At 59.5% G+C, this 20472-nt stretch carries 17 protein-coding genes; 7 read left to right on the forward strand and 10 right to left on the reverse strand.

From position 1 onward, the window contains the following. Nucleotides 1-5: 5 nt before the first annotated feature. Complete coding sequence (locus tag H3T90_RS05215) at nucleotides 6-1274, reverse strand: MFS transporter (RefSeq protein ID WP_046323527.1); 1269 nt, start codon at nucleotides 1272-1274, stop codon at nucleotides 6-8. A 274-nt stretch (nucleotides 1275-1548) separates the two neighbouring features. Here H3T90_RS05215 and H3T90_RS05220 point away from each other — a divergent pair, with 274 nt between their 5' ends. Both H3T90_RS05220 and H3T90_RS05225 read left to right on the forward strand, forming a co-directional pair. Continuing rightward, on the forward strand, nucleotides 1549-2355 hold the full coding sequence (locus tag H3T90_RS05220; protein WP_046323528.1) for an IclR family transcriptional regulator: 807 nt from the start codon (nucleotides 1549-1551) through the stop codon (nucleotides 2353-2355). A 361-nt stretch (nucleotides 2356-2716) separates the two neighbouring features. Further along, entirely contained in the window at nucleotides 2717-4411 is a 1695-nt protein-coding gene (locus tag H3T90_RS05225; RefSeq protein ID WP_198229811.1) for an MFS transporter, read from the forward strand. 216 nt (nucleotides 4412-4627) lie between these two features. Here H3T90_RS05225 and H3T90_RS05230 read toward each other — a convergent pair whose 3' ends face one another. Then, complete coding sequence (locus tag H3T90_RS05230) at nucleotides 4628-6586, reverse strand: right-handed parallel beta-helix repeat-containing protein (RefSeq protein WP_198229812.1); 1959 nt, start codon at nucleotides 6584-6586, stop codon at nucleotides 4628-4630. A gap of 151 nt (nucleotides 6587-6737) precedes the next feature. On the opposite strand from H3T90_RS05230, the gene H3T90_RS05235 reads away from it, so the two are divergent. From H3T90_RS05235 to H3T90_RS05250, 4 genes are all read left to right on the forward strand, one after another. Further along, complete coding sequence (locus H3T90_RS05235; RefSeq protein ID WP_198229813.1) at nucleotides 6738-8051, forward strand: extracellular solute-binding protein; 1314 nt, start codon at nucleotides 6738-6740, stop codon at nucleotides 8049-8051. A 35-nt stretch (nucleotides 8052-8086) separates the two neighbouring features. Beyond that, nucleotides 8087-8992 (forward strand): carbohydrate ABC transporter permease, encoded by a 906-nt coding sequence (locus H3T90_RS05240; RefSeq protein WP_110425966.1) that lies wholly within the window; start codon nucleotides 8087-8089, stop codon nucleotides 8990-8992. Next, nucleotides 8992-9822 (forward strand): carbohydrate ABC transporter permease, encoded by an 831-nt coding sequence (locus H3T90_RS05245; RefSeq protein WP_110425967.1) that lies wholly within the window; start codon nucleotides 8992-8994, stop codon nucleotides 9820-9822. Before H3T90_RS05240 ends, H3T90_RS05245 begins: the two co-directional genes overlap by 1 nt. Nucleotides 9823-10006: 184 nt before the next feature. Further along, a complete protein-coding gene (locus H3T90_RS05250; RefSeq protein WP_110425968.1) occupies nucleotides 10007-10630 on the forward strand; it encodes a TetR/AcrR family transcriptional regulator in 624 nt (207 codons plus the stop codon). Nucleotides 10631-10672: 42 nt separating this feature from the next. Here H3T90_RS05250 and H3T90_RS05255 read toward each other — a convergent pair whose 3' ends face one another. Beyond that, a complete protein-coding gene (locus tag H3T90_RS05255) occupies nucleotides 10673-11074 on the reverse strand; it encodes a DUF4186 domain-containing protein (RefSeq protein ID WP_198229814.1) in 402 nt (133 codons plus the stop codon). A 189-nt stretch (nucleotides 11075-11263) separates the two neighbouring features. On the opposite strand from H3T90_RS05255, the gene H3T90_RS05260 reads away from it, so the two are divergent. Continuing rightward, a complete protein-coding gene (locus tag H3T90_RS05260; protein ID WP_045935925.1) occupies nucleotides 11264-12553 on the forward strand; it encodes a class I SAM-dependent methyltransferase in 1290 nt (429 codons plus the stop codon). 113 nt (nucleotides 12554-12666) lie between these two features. On the opposite strand, the gene H3T90_RS05265 is transcribed toward H3T90_RS05260, so the two are convergent. The 7 genes from H3T90_RS05265 to H3T90_RS05295 are packed head-to-tail and all read right to left on the reverse strand — an operon-like array spanning nucleotide 12667 to nucleotide 20323. After that, nucleotides 12667-13212, reverse strand: a complete 546-nt coding sequence (locus H3T90_RS05265) for an FMN-binding protein (RefSeq protein ID WP_198207863.1) — start codon at nucleotides 13210-13212, stop codon at nucleotides 12667-12669. 1 nt (nucleotide 13213) lies between these two features. Beyond that, nucleotides 13214-14041: an ABC transporter ATP-binding protein gene (locus H3T90_RS05270; protein WP_046323936.1), complete on the reverse strand. Its 828-nt coding sequence runs from the start codon at nucleotides 14039-14041 to the stop codon at nucleotides 13214-13216. Nucleotides 14042-14085: 44 nt separating this feature from the next. Next, nucleotides 14086-15252, reverse strand: coding sequence for an ABC transporter permease (locus H3T90_RS05275; protein WP_198229885.1), 1167 nt, complete (start codon nucleotides 15250-15252; stop codon nucleotides 14086-14088). A 16-nt stretch (nucleotides 15253-15268) separates the two neighbouring features. Beyond that, nucleotides 15269-16579 (reverse strand): ABC transporter permease, encoded by a 1311-nt coding sequence (locus H3T90_RS05280; protein WP_198229815.1) that lies wholly within the window; start codon nucleotides 16577-16579, stop codon nucleotides 15269-15271. 21 nt (nucleotides 16580-16600) lie between these two features. Further along, nucleotides 16601-17875 carry a DUF2318 domain-containing protein gene (locus H3T90_RS05285; RefSeq protein WP_198191193.1) on the reverse strand — a complete coding sequence of 425 codons (1275 nt, stop codon included), beginning with the start codon at nucleotides 17873-17875 and terminating at the stop codon, nucleotides 16601-16603. Between the two features lie 13 nt (nucleotides 17876-17888). After that, the gene (locus H3T90_RS05290) at nucleotides 17889-18512 is read right to left on the reverse strand and encodes an iron transporter (protein ID WP_110417790.1); all 624 of its coding nucleotides are present in this window, start codon (nucleotides 18510-18512) and stop codon (nucleotides 17889-17891) included. Continuing rightward, the gene (locus tag H3T90_RS05295; protein ID WP_198229816.1) at nucleotides 18509-20323 is read right to left on the reverse strand and encodes an FTR1 family iron permease; all 1815 of its coding nucleotides are present in this window, start codon (nucleotides 20321-20323) and stop codon (nucleotides 18509-18511) included. The genes H3T90_RS05290 and H3T90_RS05295 overlap by 4 nt, the downstream gene beginning before the upstream one ends. Between the last annotated feature and the right edge of the window lie 149 nt (nucleotides 20324-20472).

Genomic DNA, 20472 nt, shown 5'->3' on the forward strand with positions numbered 1-20472 from the left:
CCTTCCTACTTGACTCCCCTGATGAGGGGCATTATGACTACACTGCAGAGACTGAGCACTGCACCGATGAACCAAAGCAGCGGGTAATTGTTCCCACCGGCGCTGTTGATGACAATAGGGGCGACGGCGGGCACCAGAACGTTGGCCCCGTTCAGAGCCAGTGCGAAGACGCCCATATCCTTGCCAGCATCCTTGCTCTCAGGCAGGACGGCGGCGCAAAGGGCCAGATCCACGGTCAGATACATGGCCTGCCCCACGCAGAAGATCTCCCAAGCAATCAGGAATTGAGTGAAGCTATGGGATGTCCCGCCCAAGCAGAGAGCACCAGCCATTATGATGGCGGCCAGAATGACAAAAGGCTTCTTCCGGCCCAGACGATCGGTCAAAAATCCCGAACACGAGAAGAAAATGACCGATATTGGCGCCGAGCACAGCGTAAGCAGTCCGGCCTTGCTCCCCACTTGGTTGAGGGGGACGCGCAGACCGGAGATCAGGTAGTAGACGAAGTAGGTCTGCATGGAAGCCATGGCCAGACCGACAAGGAAACGCGCCAACCAGGTCCATCCGAAGTTGGGATGTTTGCGGGGGTTGACGAAGAAACCACCAAAGAGTTTTTTCAGGCTGAGCGGTGGCACCTGGCTGCGCTTCTTAACCGGGTCACGGTATAGGAGAAGCAGAGGAATCGAGGTGAGCAAACCAAGCAGTATGGGCACTGTCATGAGCAGAAGGCCGTTGCCCACCAAGGCACCCGTGAGGTAGGTGCCTGCCGAAAACGAAAGGGCCCCAAAGAGTCCCATCAGCCCCATGACTGTTCCTCGTCTATTCTCTGGTACTCCCTCCACGGCGATGACCGAGTAAGCGTTGAACCCGGCCTGCATGAAAACAACAGCGATCACATAGGCAACCCCCATGATCCAGACGTTGGTGGAAAGGCCCACGACTGCAGCCGCCGCGAGACAGACCAGGAGGCAACCTACAATCCAAGGCCGACGGCGACCGAATCTGCTTGTCGTCCTGTCTGAGAGACCTCCGACCAAGGGAATGAAGAAGAGCATGAGCAGAGAACCTACCGAAGTTATACGGCTGTAGACCGTATCTTTCTGGTCCGGCATGACTGAAGCTACTCGTAGGGAGAGCGCCGTACCCAGACTCATGCACATGATGTAGAGACCAACTGCGGCAATCAGGACTAAAGCGATGGTCTTGCGCGGGTCGGGATACTCAGAAGGTAGATACCCTGGATCATGATCCGGCTTCCTGCCTGGTTCACTCATGTCAAGTCCTCCTTTGGACTGTAAAACTCGTTTACTTCTTTCCCGGGTGCATGCCCTCCGTAATCTGCATCCAGATCCGGTCACCGTTGCTACTTCGCATCGTCGTTTCCTGGCCACCAGCTCCCTAGATCTGATCCAACCCGGGTACATATCCGTTTCTATTCGTCCCATCAAAGGAGCACGAAGTCGATTCCCATCCAGTGGAAAAGGCATGGTTTGACCCAATGGGCCTTCTTATGGTTGCCTGTAAAGGATATGGGAGCAGATCAGAGCTATGGCAGCAACTCACGATTCCAGCAGAGCTGCACGCAGCGGCGTGCTTGACCGTGCCTTCGCCATATTGAGTTGCTTCACTTCGGACCAGCCCTCGCTGACGCTGACCCAGATCATGCATCGGACTGGACTGCCTGCCAGCACTACCAGCAGATTATTAAAGGAACTCACCTCTCACCAGGCTCTGAGCAGGGACCGGTCAGGCTCCTATTCCATCGGCCCCTTGCTAATGGAGATCGCCCAATACGCCCAGCCTATGCTCTACATACGCGAGGCAGCCTCCCCGGTGCTAGACAAGCTGTCAAGAATGACCGAGGAGCACATCCAGCTGGGGGTCCTAGACGGGCAGGAGATGGTGGTTCTAGACAGGCGAGAGGGTAGGCATCGGATTCCGGTCTACTACCATATCGGTGACCGCCTGCCCGTGGTTCCCACCGCCGTGGGCAGGGTCCTCCTGGCCTATGCCGACCCTGATACAATCGACGAGATTCTGGATCAGGAACAGTTCACTTGGCCCACATGGCAGACACCACGACCTTCATCCAAAACGGTACGCCGTGACCTGGAGGGAATACGACAGCATCAAGTGGCCCTTCTGAGAACGCCCAAGGCATCGGTTCACTCAGTAGCCGCCCCCATCTTCGGCCATACCGGGGCTGTCATAGCAGCCATAAGCATCGTAGTGGGCTCCGACGAGCAGCGTCTGGAGCAGTATGTACCTCTTATCAAGGCCGGAGCCAGGGCCATCACCAATCGGATCAGCGGGCCAAGGCCCTCACGCATCCTCCCACCCTGGGATGGAGAATGACCTATCCAGGCAACCGCCAGACATCATCACTCCGACCAACGATTGCATATCTCCTTCCCGACAACATCGGCGATGAATACCTCTTCGGCTGGATTACGCAGCGCTCTGTTGCTGACATTAGAGAGCCAACCAACCCAAGGTATAAAAGTCGATGAGTCAGCATCCAGCCGTTTCTCCTCATCGTTTGGTGCCATGCCTCACAACCGTTCGCGGATTAGCTGCAAGGGATGAACTGGGAGAAAAATGGCCTTGTGGTAAAATGTACATTTATGACGTTTTTGTAAAGCGTTCGAGAGGAGACCGCTGCGGCAGAAGACAGACCTCGGAGTAGTACAACGGCCCCATGGCCGGAGAAGGAATAATGGTAGAAGACGAAACAAATTCGACCAAGCATGACGGTCTTAGCGAGAAACAAACCCAGAAACAACTGAAGAAGCAGCAGGCCGCAGCAAAACGCAAGGCCCGCAAGCAGAATCCCAGACCGCATCGGGGCTGGAGCGAGCGCCTGCATCTGACCGACATCAACGTGGTGGACAGATCCACACTCAAGCGGGCCATTGCCGGCACCGTGGTCGGCAACTTCATGGAATGGTATGACGTGGGGGTCTACGGCTACCTGGCGGTAACCATCGGCCGCGTCTTCCTGTCCGACGCATCCGATGCCGTGCAGCGGCTCTTCTCTCTTGGTGTTTTCGCCGTCACTTTCGTTGCCCGACCGCTGGGCGGCGTGGTCCTGGGCCAGCTGGGCGACAAGGTCGGCCGCCAGCGCATTCTGGCCTTCACCCTGCTTAGCATGTCCGCAGCCACCCTGCTGATCGGCCTTCTGCCCAGCTATGCTGCCGTCGGTCCGCTGGCACCTATTCTGCTTATCCTGCTCAAGCTGATTCAGGGCTTCTCCACAGGCGGCGAGTACGCAGGTGCCTCGACCATGGTCACCGAATATTCCCCTGACCGGCATCGTGGCTTCTTCGCCTCCCTGCTGGACGTGGGATCCTACCTGGGCTACGCCTTCGGAGCAGCCTTGGTCTCCCTCCTGGAGTTCTCCATCTCCCCAGAAGCCATGCTGGCCTGGGGCTGGCGCATCCCCTTCATCATCGCCCTGCCGCTGGCTGCCATCGCGGTCTACTTCAGGGCCAAGGTCCAGGACACCCCTGCCTTCCGTCAGGCCCAGGATGCAAGCGACGAGAAGACCAAGAGCCAGCACAAGAGCCTGCTGGACCTGATCCGGGGCTACTGGCGGGAGCTGCTCATGGCTTTCATCCTGGTGGCCGCGGCCAACACCCTGAGCTACACGCTGACCGCCTACATGCCCACCTACCTGTCGGGCACCCTGCACTACAACACAGCCCAGGCCAACCTGCTCTCCCTGCCGGTCCTGCTCATGGTGGCCTGCTGCATCCCCATCACCGGAGCCCTTTCCGACCGCTTTGGCCGCAAGAAGGTGCTGTTTATGGGAGCATTCACTGGACTGTGCCTGTCCCTGCCCGCTTTCCGACTGTTGGAGCATGAAACCACGGGTGCCGTCTTCGGCGGACTGGTCCTGCTGGCCATCCCAGTCATCTTCTTCGTGGCCAACCTGGCATCCACCCTGCCGGCTCTCTTCCCAACCGCGTCCCGTTACGGCGGCATGGGACTGTCGTACAACCTGGCCGTAGCCGTCTTCGGCGGAACCGCGCCTGTCATCATGGAAGGGCTGGTGACCGCGACCGGCAAGTCCCTGGCACCTGCCTACTGGATCATGTTCACCTCGACCTGCGGTCTGATCACCGTGCTCTTCCTGGCCGAGACCGCCCGGCGCCCCATGCCCGGAACCCTGCCCACCGTGCTCAACCGGCAGGAGGCACGCGACCTGGTAGCCACACAGGACCGCAATCCCGACCTGGACGTGAAGACCATCATCAAGGATGCCGAAGAGAGTGGCGTGCGCAAGACACCGAAAAAGCTGGTTGCCGAGACACGCAAACTTCTGGGCATTCCCCGCTCAGGAGACAAGAAAGCCCGTGAGGCAAAGCAACCGAAGGATGCTGAACCCTCAACGAAACCCACAAAGTCATAGCACTCCGTGAGCCTGACATGCTTCCTCAGCCGATGCGCCAAGGAGGGTAATCTCCTCCCAGCCACCAGACAGGTCATAGTCAACGTCCAGATCCGAGGCCTTTGCCCCTTTCAGCCCATGACGACATCCCTCGGCATTCAAACGGAAAGAGTGGATGGAGTTTCAAAGAAGCTTCCATCCACTCTTTCTGGCTTCAGGCCATCCGTGATTCAACTCCTACATAAGCCGCACATGATTCTTCCCTGGTGTTAGCTCCTCAAGAGGGCCGGGCACCGGGGCATCCCCACGAGCGATGCCAGTCAGGTCCCTATCTATGGCAATCGGGCTGCCATCCGGGGCCTCATACCGTTCTTCGGACATGCGCGGCGCTCCCAACATGGCGGTGTCAACAATGCGGCAGCCCATGTGGAACATGGCCTCAGGCAATTCCCCATCCAGCCAAACAGTTCCGTCGTGGTCTGTTACAACTTTGAATCTCGGATTATCGGGAATCTTGCAAGCATCGCTGTCCTGAGAGCATGACTGTGCGCCATTAAGATAGACGTTGCGGTCAATATAGGCAGGTTGCTTCACTCGTTCGAAAAGCTCAAGGTCCCCCGGACCATGAGCATGAACCAGTTCCCGGTACTCGTCCATGCTGCCTGGGCACCCCTCATAGGTCTCTGTCCCCCTAGTAGTTACCCCAGGCAGATAGGCCTCTCCTCCCACAAATATGTTCTGATAGATTCGGTCGTCGCCTCCATAGACGCAGGCCGTGCCAGCGACAGTGGTCGAATGCGGCAAATGGTAGGGGGTGAACCGGTCGAGGACGTCGCGGCGCTGGGCGGACCCACAGAACAGGTTGTGCACAAAAGCGGTGCCCTGTGCCACATTGTCCAGGTTGTATGCCGAGGCGAACACATTGTTGTCGACCAGGCAGGGGCCATGAGTGACTTCAATCATAAAATCACGGATATTGTCATTGAAGACATTCGAGCTCACCCGCGTCCCCTGGGCTTCCCAATCCAGCCAGATTCCCAATGTGGATTCATGGATGTGATTATGCCGGATAATCACATCGATTGCGGTATGCAGCTTGATGCCGGCTATCTCATGGCCGAAGAACTCATGCTTATTGCCAATATCATGGATGTCATTGTCCTCAATCACCGAACGGATGCAACCCAGATGCCCGACGACTCCATTCTGGCCACAGTCGTGGATATGGTTATTGCGCACGAGATGCGAACCGACGGTCTCCATATCCCACCCGGCATGGCGAGCGCGGAAAACCGTCTCCAATTGCGTCTGATACCCAGGCTTGTATCCCCACCGGGTGGATTCGCTGTCACCAGTGGACCAGTCCTTGCCCAGCGAAACTGCGCTGCACCTGGCATCATGCAGATCATTTCCCTCAATGACCCATCCCTTTGACCAGTGGGTGCCGATCAGACCCTGCTGGTCACCCGTGGGGGGAGCCCATTGGCAGGCAGCCTGGGCCATCTCGAACCCGGTTACTGTTATGTAGTTGATGCCGGTACGCAATGGGTAGAAGCAGGTCGGGCGCACATTGATCTCCACCAGATTGGCGTTCGGATCATACCCTTGGAAATTCGCCCAAATGCAGGTTGTCCGATCCCCGACCTGTGCATACCACTGATAGACCGTATCCTCTGGATGAGCCACCGGCTCCTCCTCCTTGACCCAGTCGGGTCCGAAACCGGTCTTGCGCATCTGGGGATTGCGCACCGACTCCACGTCCGGAGCCTGGTACATCGACTTCCCATTGATATAGACCTCGCCGAGAGTCATATTCCATGTACTCGGCCGTTCCAGCCAATCACCTTTCAGAGGGGTTGCAAAGGGGTTGAAGCTTCCGAACAAGCTGTTGTCGATTTCGGCCGTCCAGACTGAATTCCCACGATCCTGCCAGCAGTTGACGCACTCTGAACCCTTGATCACCGGATGCTCGCCGGGAGCGGCAGTATAGGTGATCCGGTCATACCGGTCCTTGCCGCCGTTGATTGGATTCACGCTCTCCCTGTATGTGCCAGCATGCACCATGACCACATCGCCGGCCAAGGCCACATCGGCTGCCTGCTGAATGCTGCGAAAAGGCCTTTCCACGCTGCCATCGCCGCAGTCATCAGAGCCTTCCTTCACGTGCAGAACCCGGCTTCCAGTGTCTGGTCTCATTATTTCCTCCTTGAAGACACGAGAATTAAATCAATAAACTAATTTGCACTTAGTAATTACTAAGTATATAGTAATCATCGACTCCCGACGACGGAAGCCCTCGGGATTCAGATAAAACGAAGAGAAGATAGGACTCAAAGAGGAGACTGACATGAAACAATCGGGCAAACTCATTGCAGCCATAGCATCCACGGCCATGCTACTAGGAGCCTCCGCCTGCGGTTCCCAGCCTGGAAACTCGTCAGGCAGCAAGGCGGAAGGCGCCAATGTGACGACCTGGGCTATGACGGATGCACCCTGGAACCCCGTAAAGGATGCCTTCAAGGAATGGAACAAGGACCACAAGGATGCCCAGATCAGCGAGGAGAGCTTTGCCAATGACGCATACAAGGAGAAAATCCGCACTGCAGTCGGTTCGGGCAACGCCCCTACTTTCTTCCCCAGTTGGGGAGGGTCGCCGCTGACCGACTACACCAAGAGCAAGGCAATCACCGACCTGACCCCCGAACTCAAGACCGATATTCAGGGCAAGGTGCTTGATTCGGTTGCAGCCGAAGGTTTCCGAGACGGCAAGCTCTATGCCGTACCCACCGGACAGGCCCAGCCTGTTCTGATGTTCTACAACAAGAAAGTACTCAAGGAGGCGGGCATCGACTCGGCCCCACAGACCTGGGACGAACTGGTCGCCGATGTTTCAGCACTGAAAGCCGCCGGCAAGACCCCCATCTCCCTGGCGGGTGGCAGCAAGTGGCCATACCTGATGTGGGCCGCATACCTTGTTGACCGCATCGGAGGCCCTGAAGTCTTCAACAATGTGCTCAAGGGCAAGAAAGACGCCTGGAGCGATCCTGCGGTGACCAAGGCCATGGGGATGATTCAGGAGCTGGTCAAGGCAGGCGCCTTCGGCGATTCCTACCAGTCCCTGACCGCCGATGACAGGAAAGACACTGCACTCATCACCACTGGGCAGGCGGGATTTGAACTCATGGGATCCTGGGTGTATTCGGACCTGATCAGCATCAGCAAGGACTTCACCGCCAAGGACCTAGGCTATGCCCCCTTCCCGACCGTCAAGGACGGCAGGGGCGACCCCAATGACCTGACAGGAAATCTGTCCAGCTACTGGCAGCTTTCGTCAAAGGCCAGCAAGGAACAGAAGAAGACCTTCGTAGACTTCATCAAGACCAAGAACTATTCCGACACCATGGTCGATGCCATGCTCAAGCAGGGGCAGGTCCCTCCGGTGAAGAACATCGAATCCAAGATCAAAGCTGCTGACGATGGTTCAGGCTACTACCCCTGGCTGTACCAGGCCGTAAAAAAGGCGCCGAACTATCAGCTCTCCTGGGATGTTGCGCTTCCCTCTGAACAGGGTCAGGCCATACTGAACAACCTGGAGCAGGTGTTCCTGAACACCATGTCTCCTGATCAGTTCGTTTCGGCGATGAACAAAACGATCAAATAGCTCCCAAGGTACAAACAAGCTATGAGAGGAGCGCTATGAGGAAAACACATCAAAGGGGCACGGAGAAGACCCTGCACAAGGGACCGTCATTATGGTACGCCTTGCCGGCCCTGCTGCTGTTCGGTCTATTCGCGGCAATTCCCCTGGTAGGTGTAGTCATCCTGTCCCTGACCAACTGGGACGGACTGGGAGCGGTTACATGGAATGGCATCGGCAACTGGATCAGAATGCTCCATGACCCGCTGGTGCTCAACGGTCTGAAGCTCACTGTGATACTCACCGTTGTCAGCTGGCTGGTGCAAACCCCCATCTGCATCCTTTTGGGAGTCTTCATGGCAGGAAAGCAGCGGTACAGGGCCTTCCTGTCAGTGTTCTACTTCATTCCGCTCCTCTTCTCGTCCACTGCGGTCGCCATAGCCTTCAAGAACCTTCTGGATCCGCAATTCGGCCTTGGGAAGGCTTTGGGGTGGAAGTGGCTCGCACACAACTGGCTGGGCGATCCCAACACCGCCCTCTGGACCCTGATCGTTGTGGTTTCCTGGTGCTTCATACCATTGCATTCACTGCTCTATCAGGGTGCGGTACGGCAGATACCCCAAAGCCTGTATGAAGCAGCCATGCTGGACGGAGCAGGGACTGTACGCCAGTTCTTCTCCATCACCCTGCCGCAGATCAAATATACCTTTGCCACCGATTCGACCCTGATGATTGTGGGATCGCTGACCTATTTCGATCTGGTCTATGTCATGACCGCAGGCGGGCCGGGAAATGCCACCCGCATTCTTCCCCTGGACATGTATCTCAAAGGTTTCAAGAGCTATGACATGGGCGGGGCGAGCGTCGTGGGGGTCATCATCCTCGTCATGGGCATTGCCATATCGCTCCTGCTCAACAAGCTATCGGGTTCCGACAAGATGGAAAGCCAGATGGAGGGAGTCTGATGATCAGGATCAAAGGAAAGCAAATCAACATCGCCGGAGGACTCCTAGGCTGGATCTGGCTGGCCGTCGTGGTAGTGCCCGTTTACTACATTCTGGTAACGTCGGTCCGGAATCAGAACGACCTGTTCTCCCAAAACCCGCTTTCGTTGCCAAGCCATGTCACTTTTGACGCATATCGAAGAGTCTTCCAGAATCACTTCCTCAGATACATCTGGAATTCGGTCTTCGTCACAGTCGTCACCGTAGCCATAATTCTGCTGGTCACCTTCATGGTGGCTTACATGATCGTACGCAGAAACGACAAGTGGTCCCGACGGGTCTACAAGTTCATCATCACCGGCCTGGCCATTCCCATGCAGGCCGTGATCATCCCGGTGTATTACCTCATTATCCGCATCGGCCTCTATGACACTTTGTGGGCCTTGATCCTGCCGTCAGCAGCCTTTGCGATCCCCATCTCGGTAATGATATTGACCAACTTTCTGAGAGACATACCCCAGTCTCTTTTCGAAGCCATGTCAGTGGACGGGGCCAGCGAGTTCATGACCATGACGAAACTCGCTGTTCCGATGGTCAGGCCCGCAATCATTACAGTGGCTATCTATGACGGCCTGAATGTCTGGAATGGTTTCCTCTTCCCGTTGATTCTGACCCAGTCTGCAGATAACCGCGTGATACCCCTGTCGCTCTGGCTTTTCCAGGGGCAGTTCACTGTAGATACACCAGGAATACTGGCAGCAGTGGTTATTTCGGTGCTGCCGATCCTGACGGCCTACATCTTCGGCCGCAAACAGATGGTCGCAGGCTTGACAGCCGGGTTCAGCAAATAATCGTAGGCAGCCCAGCTGAAAGAACAGATCGGGGCCAAGCAGAACGGCTTTCTGTTTGGCCCCGATCTGTCCAGACGATGCATTGCCGGTTGACGGATTATCCTGATATAAGTGGTTGCATCAAGTACATTGAATACGGATACAATGCTGTTGGTACACGTCGACTTTCTCAGAGGGATGACCAATGAATAGGCGAAAGCGTTCTACCTCGTCACCGCGAATGTCGGCCGACCAACGCAGAACAAGCATTCTGAAATCAACCATCGCTTGTATTTCCAAGTTTGGCTTCTGGGGGTTCACCATACGTGATGTAGCGGAAGCTGAGGGAGTGACTGAGGCAGGGCTTCTGTACTACTTCAAATCCAAAGAGGAACTTCTTGTCAAAACTCTGGAATATGCGGACAGCATCAACGCCGAAGCCATCGCCAAGCGCCTTGGAGTCAGCGAGGAAACCGATATTTCAGATGGACTGGGATACCACGGTGATTTCAGCCTCAAGACCCTGACCACTGCAACTGTGGAAGCGAACGTCTCCCGACCGCAATTGGTCAGTCTCTATATCGTCCTTCAAGGCGAATCCCTGGAAGACAAGCATCCCGCCCACCAGTTCTTTCTCGATCGCGAGCAGAAGGTTCTTCACGAGTATGCCTACGTTGCCAAGAGGGACAGGCTTGAGAACCCCGATCGAATAGCCCTGCAAACGCTCAGTGCCATGGATGGGCTCCAGCTGCGGTGGCTGACAGGCGGTAAAACCATGGATTTTGTTGATGAATGGAAACGCTTCATCAACATCATCATTCCGGACTGATCCATAGCCACGAATAGTGACAGAAGCGTCGCAACATCAGTATCAAGCCGGATGATTGACCAAATCGCGCTCGATCCAGGCCATGACCAGCCTGGCCAGGGCATCCACCTCCGCATCGGTCAGAGCCCGTCCGCGCGGGATATGATGCCAGCGCTCGATGCACCCCCGGCAGCAGGTGGCCGTGGCATGCTGGGCTGTGAAAACCGGATGCCCGCGGTAGGGGGTCTGCTTGCCGTCCTTGAGCGGATGGGCCGGCCCCACACGCTTGGCCAGCATCTCATGAGCGTGGCGGTCGATGGTATCCCTGCCCTTGGCGCGGGCGTAGGCGCGATCCTTGGCCGACAGGGAGAAACCAGCCCGGAAGCGTGAATGCCCCAATCTGGCAAGAGTGTCCTGGACCCAGGCCTCATCTGGCCTGGCCGCCGCTGATCCGCTGCTGGACATTTCCCGCTCGCCTCCAGGTTCAGCCTTACCAAAGAGTCTGTACCCAGGCAAGGTTCCCCATGCGGAATAATTCAGCGAACATGACACCGATAGGGACCAGTGTCAGGGGTAGGGTGAAGACAGTACTTGTATCCACTAACTACCAGACCCGCCATGTTCGGTCATGTCCGGGTCACACAAGGGGGCTTTATGGCCAAAAGCAAGATGACTGTAGCCGAGATGATCGGGCTCTTCCTCACCCCTGACGCGCCTGTGCAGGTGACCGCCTTCGATGGGTCGGTCTTCGGGCAGGACCAAGCGCCACTGCATCTGGAAGTCAAGAATTCCCGTGCCATGTACTACATCACGGAAAATCCCAACGACCTGGGTCTGGCCCGCGCCTACCTGCAGGGCGATCTGGATTCACCCGAGCTGCTGCCGGGCAACCCCTACCAGGTCCTCAAGGAACTGATGGGCCTCAAGCACTTCGTCAAGCATCCCAGCAAGATGGAGCTGGCCCGGGCGGCTGGAGCCGTCTTCTCGCACGGAGTGCGCGTGCCCGAACCGCCAGCCATCGAGGGACCTTCCCTGGCCAAGCGACTGACCGAAGGCATCCGCCCCCACACCCGCCGTGGCGACGCAGCCACCGTCAGCTACCACTACGACCAGTCCAACGACTTCTACCGGCTCTTCCTGGGCTCCTCCATGACCTACACCTGCGCCGTCTTCGAGAAGGAGGACGACAGCCTGGAGGACGCTCAGTGGCACAAGCTCAACATGGTCCTGGACAAGATGCACCTGAACAAGGGCGACCGTCTGCTGGACGTGGGCTGCGGCTGGGGCTCCATGGAGATTGCGGCCGCCCGCCGCGGCATTCACGTCATCGGCGTGACTCTGGCTGAGGAGCAGGTGGAGTGGGCCCAGAACTGGATCCGCCAGGAGGGTCTACAGGATCTGGCCGAGGTCAGGCTGATGGATTACCGTGACGTGCCCGAGTCCGGCTTCGACGGAATCTGCTCCATCGGCATGATGGAACATGTGGGCTACAAGCAGTACCCCTCCTACTTCAAGGAGATGATGGACAAGCTGCGTCCGGGCGGCATCCTGCTCAACCACCAGATCACCCGCACCAACTCCCACGACCACAAGCGGGCCGGCGGATTCATCGACCGCTACATCTTCCCCGACGGTGAGCTGGCCAGCCCGGCCGAGATCGAACTGGCCATCCAGGACACCGGCTTCGAGGTCATCACCCAGGAGAACCTGCGTCAGCACTATGCGCTGACCCTCAAGCACTGGACCGAGAACCTCCAGGAGCATTGGGGCCAGGCCAAGCCCATGGTGGGCGAGCCCAAGGCGCGTCTCTGGGGTCTGTACATGGCCGGCGCGCGGCTCAACTTCGAGCTCGACAACATTCAGATACACCAGTTCCAGTGCATCAAGCCTGATCCTGAAACCGGCACGGACACCTATCCGCTGCGGCCCTGGTGGGATCGGTAGTTGGTCTGAGGCGACCGATATAACTACACGACCTATAATATAGAAGGCTTGAAAAGGGGCGAGGAATCAAATCCTCGCCCCTTTTTGTTTCTGCCACCCGTACGGCCCGGTTCTCAGGAAGACCTGTCCGCCGAAGCTTCCAGCCGAGCCAGATCCAAGGCCTTGTTGAAGGCATCCGAGGTCCAGCTGGCCCCAGCCACCTTGTCCACCTTGAGGTCCTTGAGTGGGCGCCCCTGGACTACTCCAGGCACAGCCCGGGCGAAGCGTTCCATGTGGCCGCGCGAGATGGGCGAATCCGAATGCCCCTGGACTTGGACCCGGGTCACCTGGCCTCCCGACAGGTCCAGATCCACATCAATGCTGTCAGCCCCGTCATGCCCGTACTTGCCCGTCAGGGCGTAGGTGCCATCGTGATAGTTGCCCGTGTCAGCCGGGGCGGTCGGCAGTCCATCACGGGAGACGGCGGTGGGATTACCTTCGCCCGCAGAGCCGGCTCCTGACTCTGGCGCAGAGCTGGACTCTGCGCCCGATCCGGCGAACTCATCGTCCATGGGCTTGGCCTGCTGACTTCCACAGCCGCCCAGGAGGGAGCCGACCGCCACAAGGGTCGCCAGGGTTGCCGAGGCCGTGGCCAGTCCCCGAGACTTGCTTTTGGCCATTTCAACGCCCTCCTTCTGATTCAGCGGCCGATCCCGGCAAGGAGCCGCCGGTCTTGGCCATCTTAGTGGGGTCATGGAAGCCCACCGGAATATCCTGGTCCCCGGAATCGACAGGAGTTCCACTGAAGGCCGGACGGCCTCCGGCAGCAAGGTAGGCCCGCTTGGCCTCCTCATCATTCCACTGCTCGCCGGCCAGCACACCGTGGTTGAGCATGATCTCCCGCTGGGCGCAGGAGGCCACCAGGGCATCGTGGGTGACCACAATCAAAGAGGTCCCCTGGTCATGCAATTGCCTGAAGAGGTCCAGCACAATCCGCTCATTGGCCTCGTCCAGGTTGCCAGTGGGCTCGTCAGCCAGGATCAGCTTGGGCTCGTTGATCAACGCCCGGGCCACGCAGACCCGCTGCTGCTCGCCACCCGAAAGCTGACTGGGCAGGTGGCGGGCCCGATCCGCCAGACCCACCCGGTCCAGAGCCTTCATGGCCTGGTCCTCGTCCACCACCGAGTGGTAGTACTGGGCCACCATGACGTTCTCCAGGGCGGTCAGATGCGGGACCAGGTAGAACTTCTGGAAGACCAGGCCTATCACGTTCTTGCGCACATCGGCCAGCTGGGACTGGCTCAGGTCCTCCAATGGCCGCCCCTGCAGACGGACCGAGCCCCGGCTGGGGGTGTCCATGCAGCCCAGAATGTTCATCAGCGTGGTCTTGCCTGAGCCGGATGACCCCACCACGGCCAGCCACTGACCTTGCGGGACGCTCAGATTCAAATCGTCCAGGGCATGCAGATCGCCGTAGATCTTGGATACATGGTCCAAATCCAGCAGCATGCCGCCGCCCGACGGGGACTCGTTCGCCTTTGCCTGCGTCATTGTCATTCCTCCCTCAAAACCAGGGCCGGGTCGATACGCGAAGCCCGGAGGACCGGCCGGATGGATGCGATCATGGATATGGCCACGCTCAGCAGGACCGTGCCCAGGGCCAGCCACCAGTTGAAGCCCAGCGGCCGTTGGAAGACGGACAGGCAGAGCAGCCGGGCGAAGCCATAGCCCAGGGCCGTGCCGATCAGGCCTCCTGCCAATCCGTAGCAGGCCGATTCCGCCAGAAACTCCATAGCTATCCCCCGCGAGGAAGCGCCCAGGGCCTTGCGCAGGCCGATCTCGCTGCGCCGCTGGGAGACGATGGAGGCCATGGTGGTCCCCACGCCCACAAAGGTCAGGACCAGCACCACCACAGAAACCAGCCAGAAGAGCGACTGGAGCATGGCGATGGTATGGCTGTCGCCCGCTGTGATCCTGGTGACCGGCCGGGCCTTGACCCCCATGGAGGTCATGTCGTTGATGCCTGCGGCAATGGTCTTTAGCCCCGAGGTCATGGTGTTGACCGAGTATTCAATGACATCGGTACCCCGCTTGGCCCCGGTCAGGAGCTCCAGGTCGGCCAGGTCGGCGTAGATGATCCGATCCTCGGGACCACCGGTATCGACGATGCCGCCCACACGAAAGTCACGGCCCTGGCCTCCGGCCTTGCCTGTGTTGGTGACCTGTCCGGCCGGATAGCCGATGGTCATCTGTTTGCCAGTGGTCAGCCCAAGCGAATCAGCCAGGTCCCGCCCCACCATGACCGAACCGGGCCGGGGCCAGGAACCCTCCACGCTCCAGTGGCGGTTGAGCCGACGCACTTGGTCAGGGTGGATGCCGGCCATCACGCGGGCCCCGGCATTGACCTGCACCGTCTCATATCGATAGGTGGCGTACCTTGCCGGAGCCTTGGCGGTCACCATATGGGTGGTGTGGTCCACCATGCCCTGTTCGATGCCGGATTCGGACCGGTTGCCCCCCTGAATGGGCGAGACGATCAAATTGGCCCCATAGGAACGCATCTCCTGGTTGATCTGTCTAGGGGCCTCGATGCAGACCGCCGCCAGGCAGAAGAGTGTGGCCGCCCCCACCAGGGAGGCCACCACCGCCATCAGGGCCCTGCCTCGACGACGGAAGACGGCCCCGAAGAGCATGGTCAGGAACATGCGGGTATTGGTCATATGGCTCTTATGGCGATCAGCGGCCATGAAGCACCTCCGCCGGCCGAAGCCGCAGAATGGATCTGATGGACGAGATGGATGCCAGCAGCACGGTCAGGGCCAGCAGCACGAAAACCAGCACGAAAACCATGGGCCGCATGGTGATGCCTGAGCCGAAGACCACCCTGCCCACGATCTGAGCCACTCCGGAGCCCAGCAGAGCACCGACCAGAGCCCCGGCCAGGGCGATCAGGGCCGTCTCGGCCAGCACCAGTCTGGACACGGCTCCATCAGTGGCACCCAGAGCTTTAAGCAGGGCGAACTCCGAGGACCGCTCGGATATGGAGGATGCCATCAGATTGGCCACGGCGATGGCTGCCGCCAGCAGGCTGAGCACGGTCATCAGAATCATGACCGCCTGGGTCTTCTGCAGAACGTCGCCCTGCAGGGCCGCCACCTGCCTGACCTGCTTGGCCATGGATCCGGGGATGGCCTCCTCGATTTGGTAGGCGATGGATGAGGGGTAGGCCGTGCAGTACCAGGTCTCCCATTCGTCCTGGGAGAGGGCAGCAGGGTTTCGCGCAGCCTTGCGCGCCAGATCGTTCTCGGGCGTGGTCAGGGCCTTGACCTCCACCTGGTCGATCTGATCGGTCAGGCCGGACATCTCCTGTAGCGGCCGGGTAGGCAGGTAGAGGGAGGAGGCATCGGCATCACCGGAGTCGAAGATGCCTACAATGGTGACGGTCCGCCGCTGATCGCCCAGACCGACCTTGACCTGGTCACCAACCTGACTGCCGCCCAGTCGTGCCGCCAGCTCTTTGCCCATCATGGCCTCGGTCCCGCCGCCGGACCCAGCCTCGTCCTTGGGCCAGCGTCCTTGAACCTTCCACCAGGGTCGAAGACCTTTCAGACCCGCAGTGCTGCTCTCGCCGCTGTCCACCTTGACGGTCCGGCCGAACCAGGTGCCCACCAGAGGGGCGCTGACCTGGTCCACAGTGCCGCGAAGGTCCAGGCGGGGGGCGAAGTCGGTGATGTTGTAGGCCCAGAAGATGGTCTTGATCTTGGGCACCTGGGACTCCTTGAGGAAGGCGGTTGGTGTTGACTCGTCGCTTGAGGGGCCGCCCTCCTGGTCGCCGTAGAGGTCGGAGACCACGGCATCCGCCTTGGCCTGGACCGTGATATTGGATCCATAGGTGGACAGTTCCGCGTTGAGCTTGTCGCCCACATCGAAGACCACCCCCAGCATGGCCGTAGCTACGCAGGCAGACAGGCAGACCGTGACGGCGATGAGCATTCTTCGCCCAAACTGGCGGCTGAATGACCGCAGCATCATTCGCATGAAGAACATACCAACCGCTCCTTCCCTTTTTCAGCTCTTGAAGTGTGAGGACAGGGCATCCAGGTCGGCGGTGCTGATCAGTATGGCGCCCCGGCCGGTTTTGTATGGCAGGGGTACGGGATTGCAGCCGCCCTTGAACCCGATGGTGGCCAGGTTGATGGCCACGTCGCACTTCTTGCAGATGATCTTGCCGTCTTTTTCGTAATAGCCCGCATCCCCGCAGTTCTCGCAGGCATCCAGCCCGACCCCATAGGCTGCACCATTCTTGCGGATGATGATGAAGCGCATCTCAGTGCCGTCCTTGGCCCGGTAGCTGAATCGATGCAGGTGGCCATCCTCCACCTGGGAGAAACGAATGGTAGCCGTATCAGCGGTCAGGGAATACCGCTCAGGAGGCGAGAGCACGGGCACCTGGTGGGCCTTGGCGGTGCCCACCGTCAGTGCCAGGGTGACGCCGATCATGGCCACCAGGCTCCAGACCGCCGATGCCAGGGCCCTTCGGCGGAAGGCCCGGTGGCTACGGTCGTCGGCTGTGGAAGCTCCAGTCACCGGCATGCGCCAGCCCGCAACCAGGCAGGCCAGAACCGGAATGATGAAGACCAGCACCTGGGCAAGAACCAGGATCAGGTCGGCGTTGTATCCCAGGGCCATGACCCGGAAGGCCCATCCATGCAGAAGAATCAGGCCGGTGGTCTGCATCAGGGCTACCAGGGCTACGGCGTGCCGGACCAGCAGCAGGATCACCATGAGCAGAGCGGCCAGGCGGAAGGCTATCCGAGGGCAGGAGGTATGCATGGTCCTCAGAATGGCGGCCACCGTCACAGCGGCAGCCAGACCGAGCAGGAAGCCCAGGGCCCGCAGGAGCATGGCCGAGGTCAGCACAGGCTCCCCCGGCTCCACAAAGGCCGTAAGCTGCAGGATGACATCGGGCAGGGCACGGAAAGTGGTCAGCGCTATGGCCAGGGCCGCCAAACCGTTAGCCAGATCCATGGCCCAGGGGCGGCGATGCCAGTCTGAGACCAGCCGGTCGGCGACCAGCACCACCACGATGGCCGCCAGATCGGTCAGAACGCAGGCTACCAGGGTCGGGTAGTTGACCATGGTCCGGCGGTTAATAATCACGGTGGCGCGCAGGAGGGCAAAGACCAACGCCCCCAGCACGCCGACCCCCAGGCCAATCAGTCGCCAGGAGGAGGAGCGGGGCCGATCGCGGCCCTCGCCAACCCCCAGAAGGACGCTGAAAACCATGACCAGGAGGGCCGGGGCCAGCGTCCCTGGCAAGACCGTGACAAATTGCTCAAGCATGGCGCATAGCAGCTTACCACTGGTGGGGCGTGTAGTCCCAGTCCCAGCTGACCACAATAGGCTCGGTCCAGAAGTGTCCCTTCACGCCGGTCTCCGGGTCGACGTGCAGCATCCATCCCTTCTTCTCCGGAGAGTCGATGGAATAGGTCAGCTTGTAGGATCCGGCCTTCTCCATCTTGATGTTGGCTCCGTAATGCGGGCCGTCCGAGGCGTTCATCTGCATGAAGGTGCCGGACTGCTTGTCGTTGGGGTCATCCTTGTTCTGGATGGTGTAGTTGACGGTCAGATCCGGAACGAACTCACCTTTGGCATAGCCCAGGTTGTTGTTGGGCAGGGCATGGATATCAGCCTCCAGGTGCAGGCTGGCATCGGCTGCCTTCAGACCCATGGATGCGGGCTCCATGTCGATGGGCTGGAAGAAGACCGTGCCAATGTTCAGGGGACCCTTCTGCTGATCGTCGGGCGGAATGGGGATCTCCTCGAACCCGGCCCCCTTGCCCGCCGAGGACTGGGAGGCACCGGAGGCCTCAGGCGCTTGGGCCTCACGGGTGCCTGACCCGCTGGAGCCGCACCCGGCCAGGGCCAAGGTGCCTGAGAGCACCAGCGCGACCAGGGCGGTCAGTTGTCTCTTCTTCATGATTGTCCTTCGCTCTTTGGTGTTTGCATGGATGCCGTGACCTCAGAGGGCACAGCCCCTTCGGCGGCCTGCTCGGCTTCCGTCTGATGGACGGTTGCCGACGGCGACCCGCCGGAGTCCTGATTCGACCGCAACCGCTCCTGCTTGTGCAGGCGGCGGGTCGACACAATTGCCAGCACGACCACGACCAGGGCGGCCAGGATCTGGGCGCCGATGGTCTGTGTGTAGGGATACAGCCCGATCCAGTCGCTGGTGGGCACACCGGGCAGATAGGTGGCCGGCACCAGATCGCCCTCAATCAGGGCATGGACACCGCCGCCGGCGAAGATGACCACCATGACCGCCATGAGCAGGCTGGTGATGATGAAGAAGGGCCGGATGGGGATCTTGACCGAGGTGAAGCGAATGAGCACGAAGACGATGACCAGGACCACGGCGGCAGCTGCAAAACCGGTCCAAATCTCCCGTCTGCCACCGGGAGCCATGGCGAAGATGGCCTGGTAGAACATGACCGTCTCCGCCCCCTCCCTGAAGACCGCCAGGAAGGAGAGCAGGGCCAGGGAGATCACGCTGCCCTTCGAGATGGCCGCCACCGTCCGGCTCCGGATGTAGTGGTTCCAGGATTCCACAGAGGACTTGGACAGCATCCAGTTACTGGTGTAGAGCAACATGAGCATGGCCACCAGGGCCACCACGCCCTCCAGGATCTCCTGCTGGGGACCGTTCCCGTTGAAGAGCAGGGTGAAGAGCAGGGCCACCAGCCCGCTGGCTACGAGGCCCGCTGCAATGCCCCAGTAGATGTGCCGAACCTTGTCTTTATGGCCGGACTTGACCAGGTAGGCAATGATGGCGGCCACCACCAGGATGGCCTCCAACCCCTCCCGCAACAGGACCACAAAAGCCTGTCCGAAGGCGGAGGTCAGGAAGGACGTCCACCCGTTGACCTGGTCTGCGGCGCCTCCGTCCAGAATGGCTGCGTCCTCGACCAGCATGCTCTTCAGGTCGTTCACCAGGGTCTTGGCCGGCTTGCCCGCCACCATGGCCATCCGGGTCTCCTTGAACTGGTACTCGACCTGGGAGACCCTGTTGCCGCTGATGGCATTCATGACGTTCTTCTCGAAGCCCAGCTTTTCGTAATACTGGTAATAAGCCTTGTTGACCAGGTCGGACCCCGCCTGGCCCTGTCCCTTGGATGCCTCGGCGAGCGCCTGATCCAGGATGGGCGTCATCTCGTGGGCCACCTGAGTCCAGGTCCGATCGCCCTTGCCGTTATTCCGATGCTTCTTGGCTGCGTCCAGCCTTCGACGGTCCGCCTTGATCTGCTCCTGCTGAGCCCTGGCATAGGCACGGGGATTGGCCAGCCCTTGGGTGGCATCCAGCTGGGTGGCCGCAGCAGCCAGATCGGCCTTGAGCTTTTCACTGCCCTGGGTCAGGGCCTGCCCGTTATCCGGAGCGTAGGCCTGGTTCTGCAGGGCCTGGAACTGCCCGTCCAGACCGTTGCGCTTATCCTGCCCTAAGGTCGACTCCACGACCGAAACGAACCCAGAGCCCACATAACCCACGTTGTAGGCTCCCATGAATTGCGAGGCGGCCCCGGCGCGATCTCCATGGCCATAGTCCTCACACCCTCGGTCCAGCTGATGGGATACGGAGTCAGCCACCTGGGTCCAGCTGTCATAATCCGTGGCCGCGCTCGCCGCCATGGCCGACTGCGGGGTTTGCAGAACCAGGAGTATCAGGGCCAACAGCAGGTATGAGAGCAGGGAACCAGCGGTCCTGGCCACTCGCGTCCTGCCGACCTGTGCAACCATGGGCGATGATCTCCTTCGTCAATCCCTCGTTATCGAACCCACGAGAAACGAAGGCCGATTTGACAGCTACCGAAAATCAATCTAGCCCAAGCACAAACGGAAAAACAGACTTGTTTATAGCCCTTTAAGGCCATATAATGCGCCCGCGC

Source organism: Bifidobacterium polysaccharolyticum, assembly GCF_016101585.1.
Lineage (GTDB): Bacteria > Actinomycetota > Actinomycetes > Actinomycetales > Bifidobacteriaceae > Bombiscardovia > Bombiscardovia polysaccharolytica.

Bases quoted from the DNA above. Each gene is read 5' to 3' on its own strand.
- H3T90_RS05215 (WP_046323527.1), bottom strand. From the start codon at position 1,274: ATGAGTGAACCAGGCAGGAAGCCGGATCATGATCCAGGGTATCTACCT.
- H3T90_RS05220 (WP_046323528.1), top strand. From the start codon at position 1,549: ATGGCAGCAACTCACGATTCCAGCAGAGCTGCACGCAGCGGCGTGCTT.
- H3T90_RS05225 (WP_198229811.1), top strand. From the start codon at position 2,717: ATGGTAGAAGACGAAACAAATTCGACCAAGCATGACGGTCTTAGCGAG.
- H3T90_RS05230 (WP_198229812.1), bottom strand. From the start codon at position 6,586: ATGAGACCAGACACTGGAAGCCGGGTTCTGCACGTGAAGGAAGGCTCT.
- H3T90_RS05235 (WP_198229813.1), top strand. From the start codon at position 6,738: ATGAAACAATCGGGCAAACTCATTGCAGCCATAGCATCCACGGCCATG.
- H3T90_RS05240 (WP_110425966.1), top strand. From the start codon at position 8,087: ATGAGGAAAACACATCAAAGGGGCACGGAGAAGACCCTGCACAAGGGA.
- H3T90_RS05245 (WP_110425967.1), top strand. From the start codon at position 8,992: ATGATCAGGATCAAAGGAAAGCAAATCAACATCGCCGGAGGACTCCTA.
- H3T90_RS05250 (WP_110425968.1), top strand. From the start codon at position 10,007: ATGAATAGGCGAAAGCGTTCTACCTCGTCACCGCGAATGTCGGCCGAC.
- H3T90_RS05255 (WP_198229814.1), bottom strand. From the start codon at position 11,074: ATGTCCAGCAGCGGATCAGCGGCGGCCAGGCCAGATGAGGCCTGGGTC.
- H3T90_RS05260 (WP_045935925.1), top strand. From the start codon at position 11,264: ATGGCCAAAAGCAAGATGACTGTAGCCGAGATGATCGGGCTCTTCCTC.
- H3T90_RS05265 (WP_198207863.1), bottom strand. From the start codon at position 13,212: ATGGCCAAAAGCAAGTCTCGGGGACTGGCCACGGCCTCGGCAACCCTG.
- H3T90_RS05270 (WP_046323936.1), bottom strand. From the start codon at position 14,041: ATGCTGCTGGATTTGGACCATGTATCCAAGATCTACGGCGATCTGCAT.
- H3T90_RS05275 (WP_198229885.1), bottom strand. From the start codon at position 15,252: ATGACCAATACCCGCATGTTCCTGACCATGCTCTTCGGGGCCGTCTTC.
- H3T90_RS05280 (WP_198229815.1), bottom strand. From the start codon at position 16,579: ATGTTCTTCATGCGAATGATGCTGCGGTCATTCAGCCGCCAGTTTGGG.
- H3T90_RS05285 (WP_198191193.1), bottom strand. From the start codon at position 17,875: ATGCTTGAGCAATTTGTCACGGTCTTGCCAGGGACGCTGGCCCCGGCC.
- H3T90_RS05290 (WP_110417790.1), bottom strand. From the start codon at position 18,512: ATGAAGAAGAGACAACTGACCGCCCTGGTCGCGCTGGTGCTCTCAGGC.
- H3T90_RS05295 (WP_198229816.1), bottom strand. From the start codon at position 20,323: ATGGTTGCACAGGTCGGCAGGACGCGAGTGGCCAGGACCGCTGGTTCC.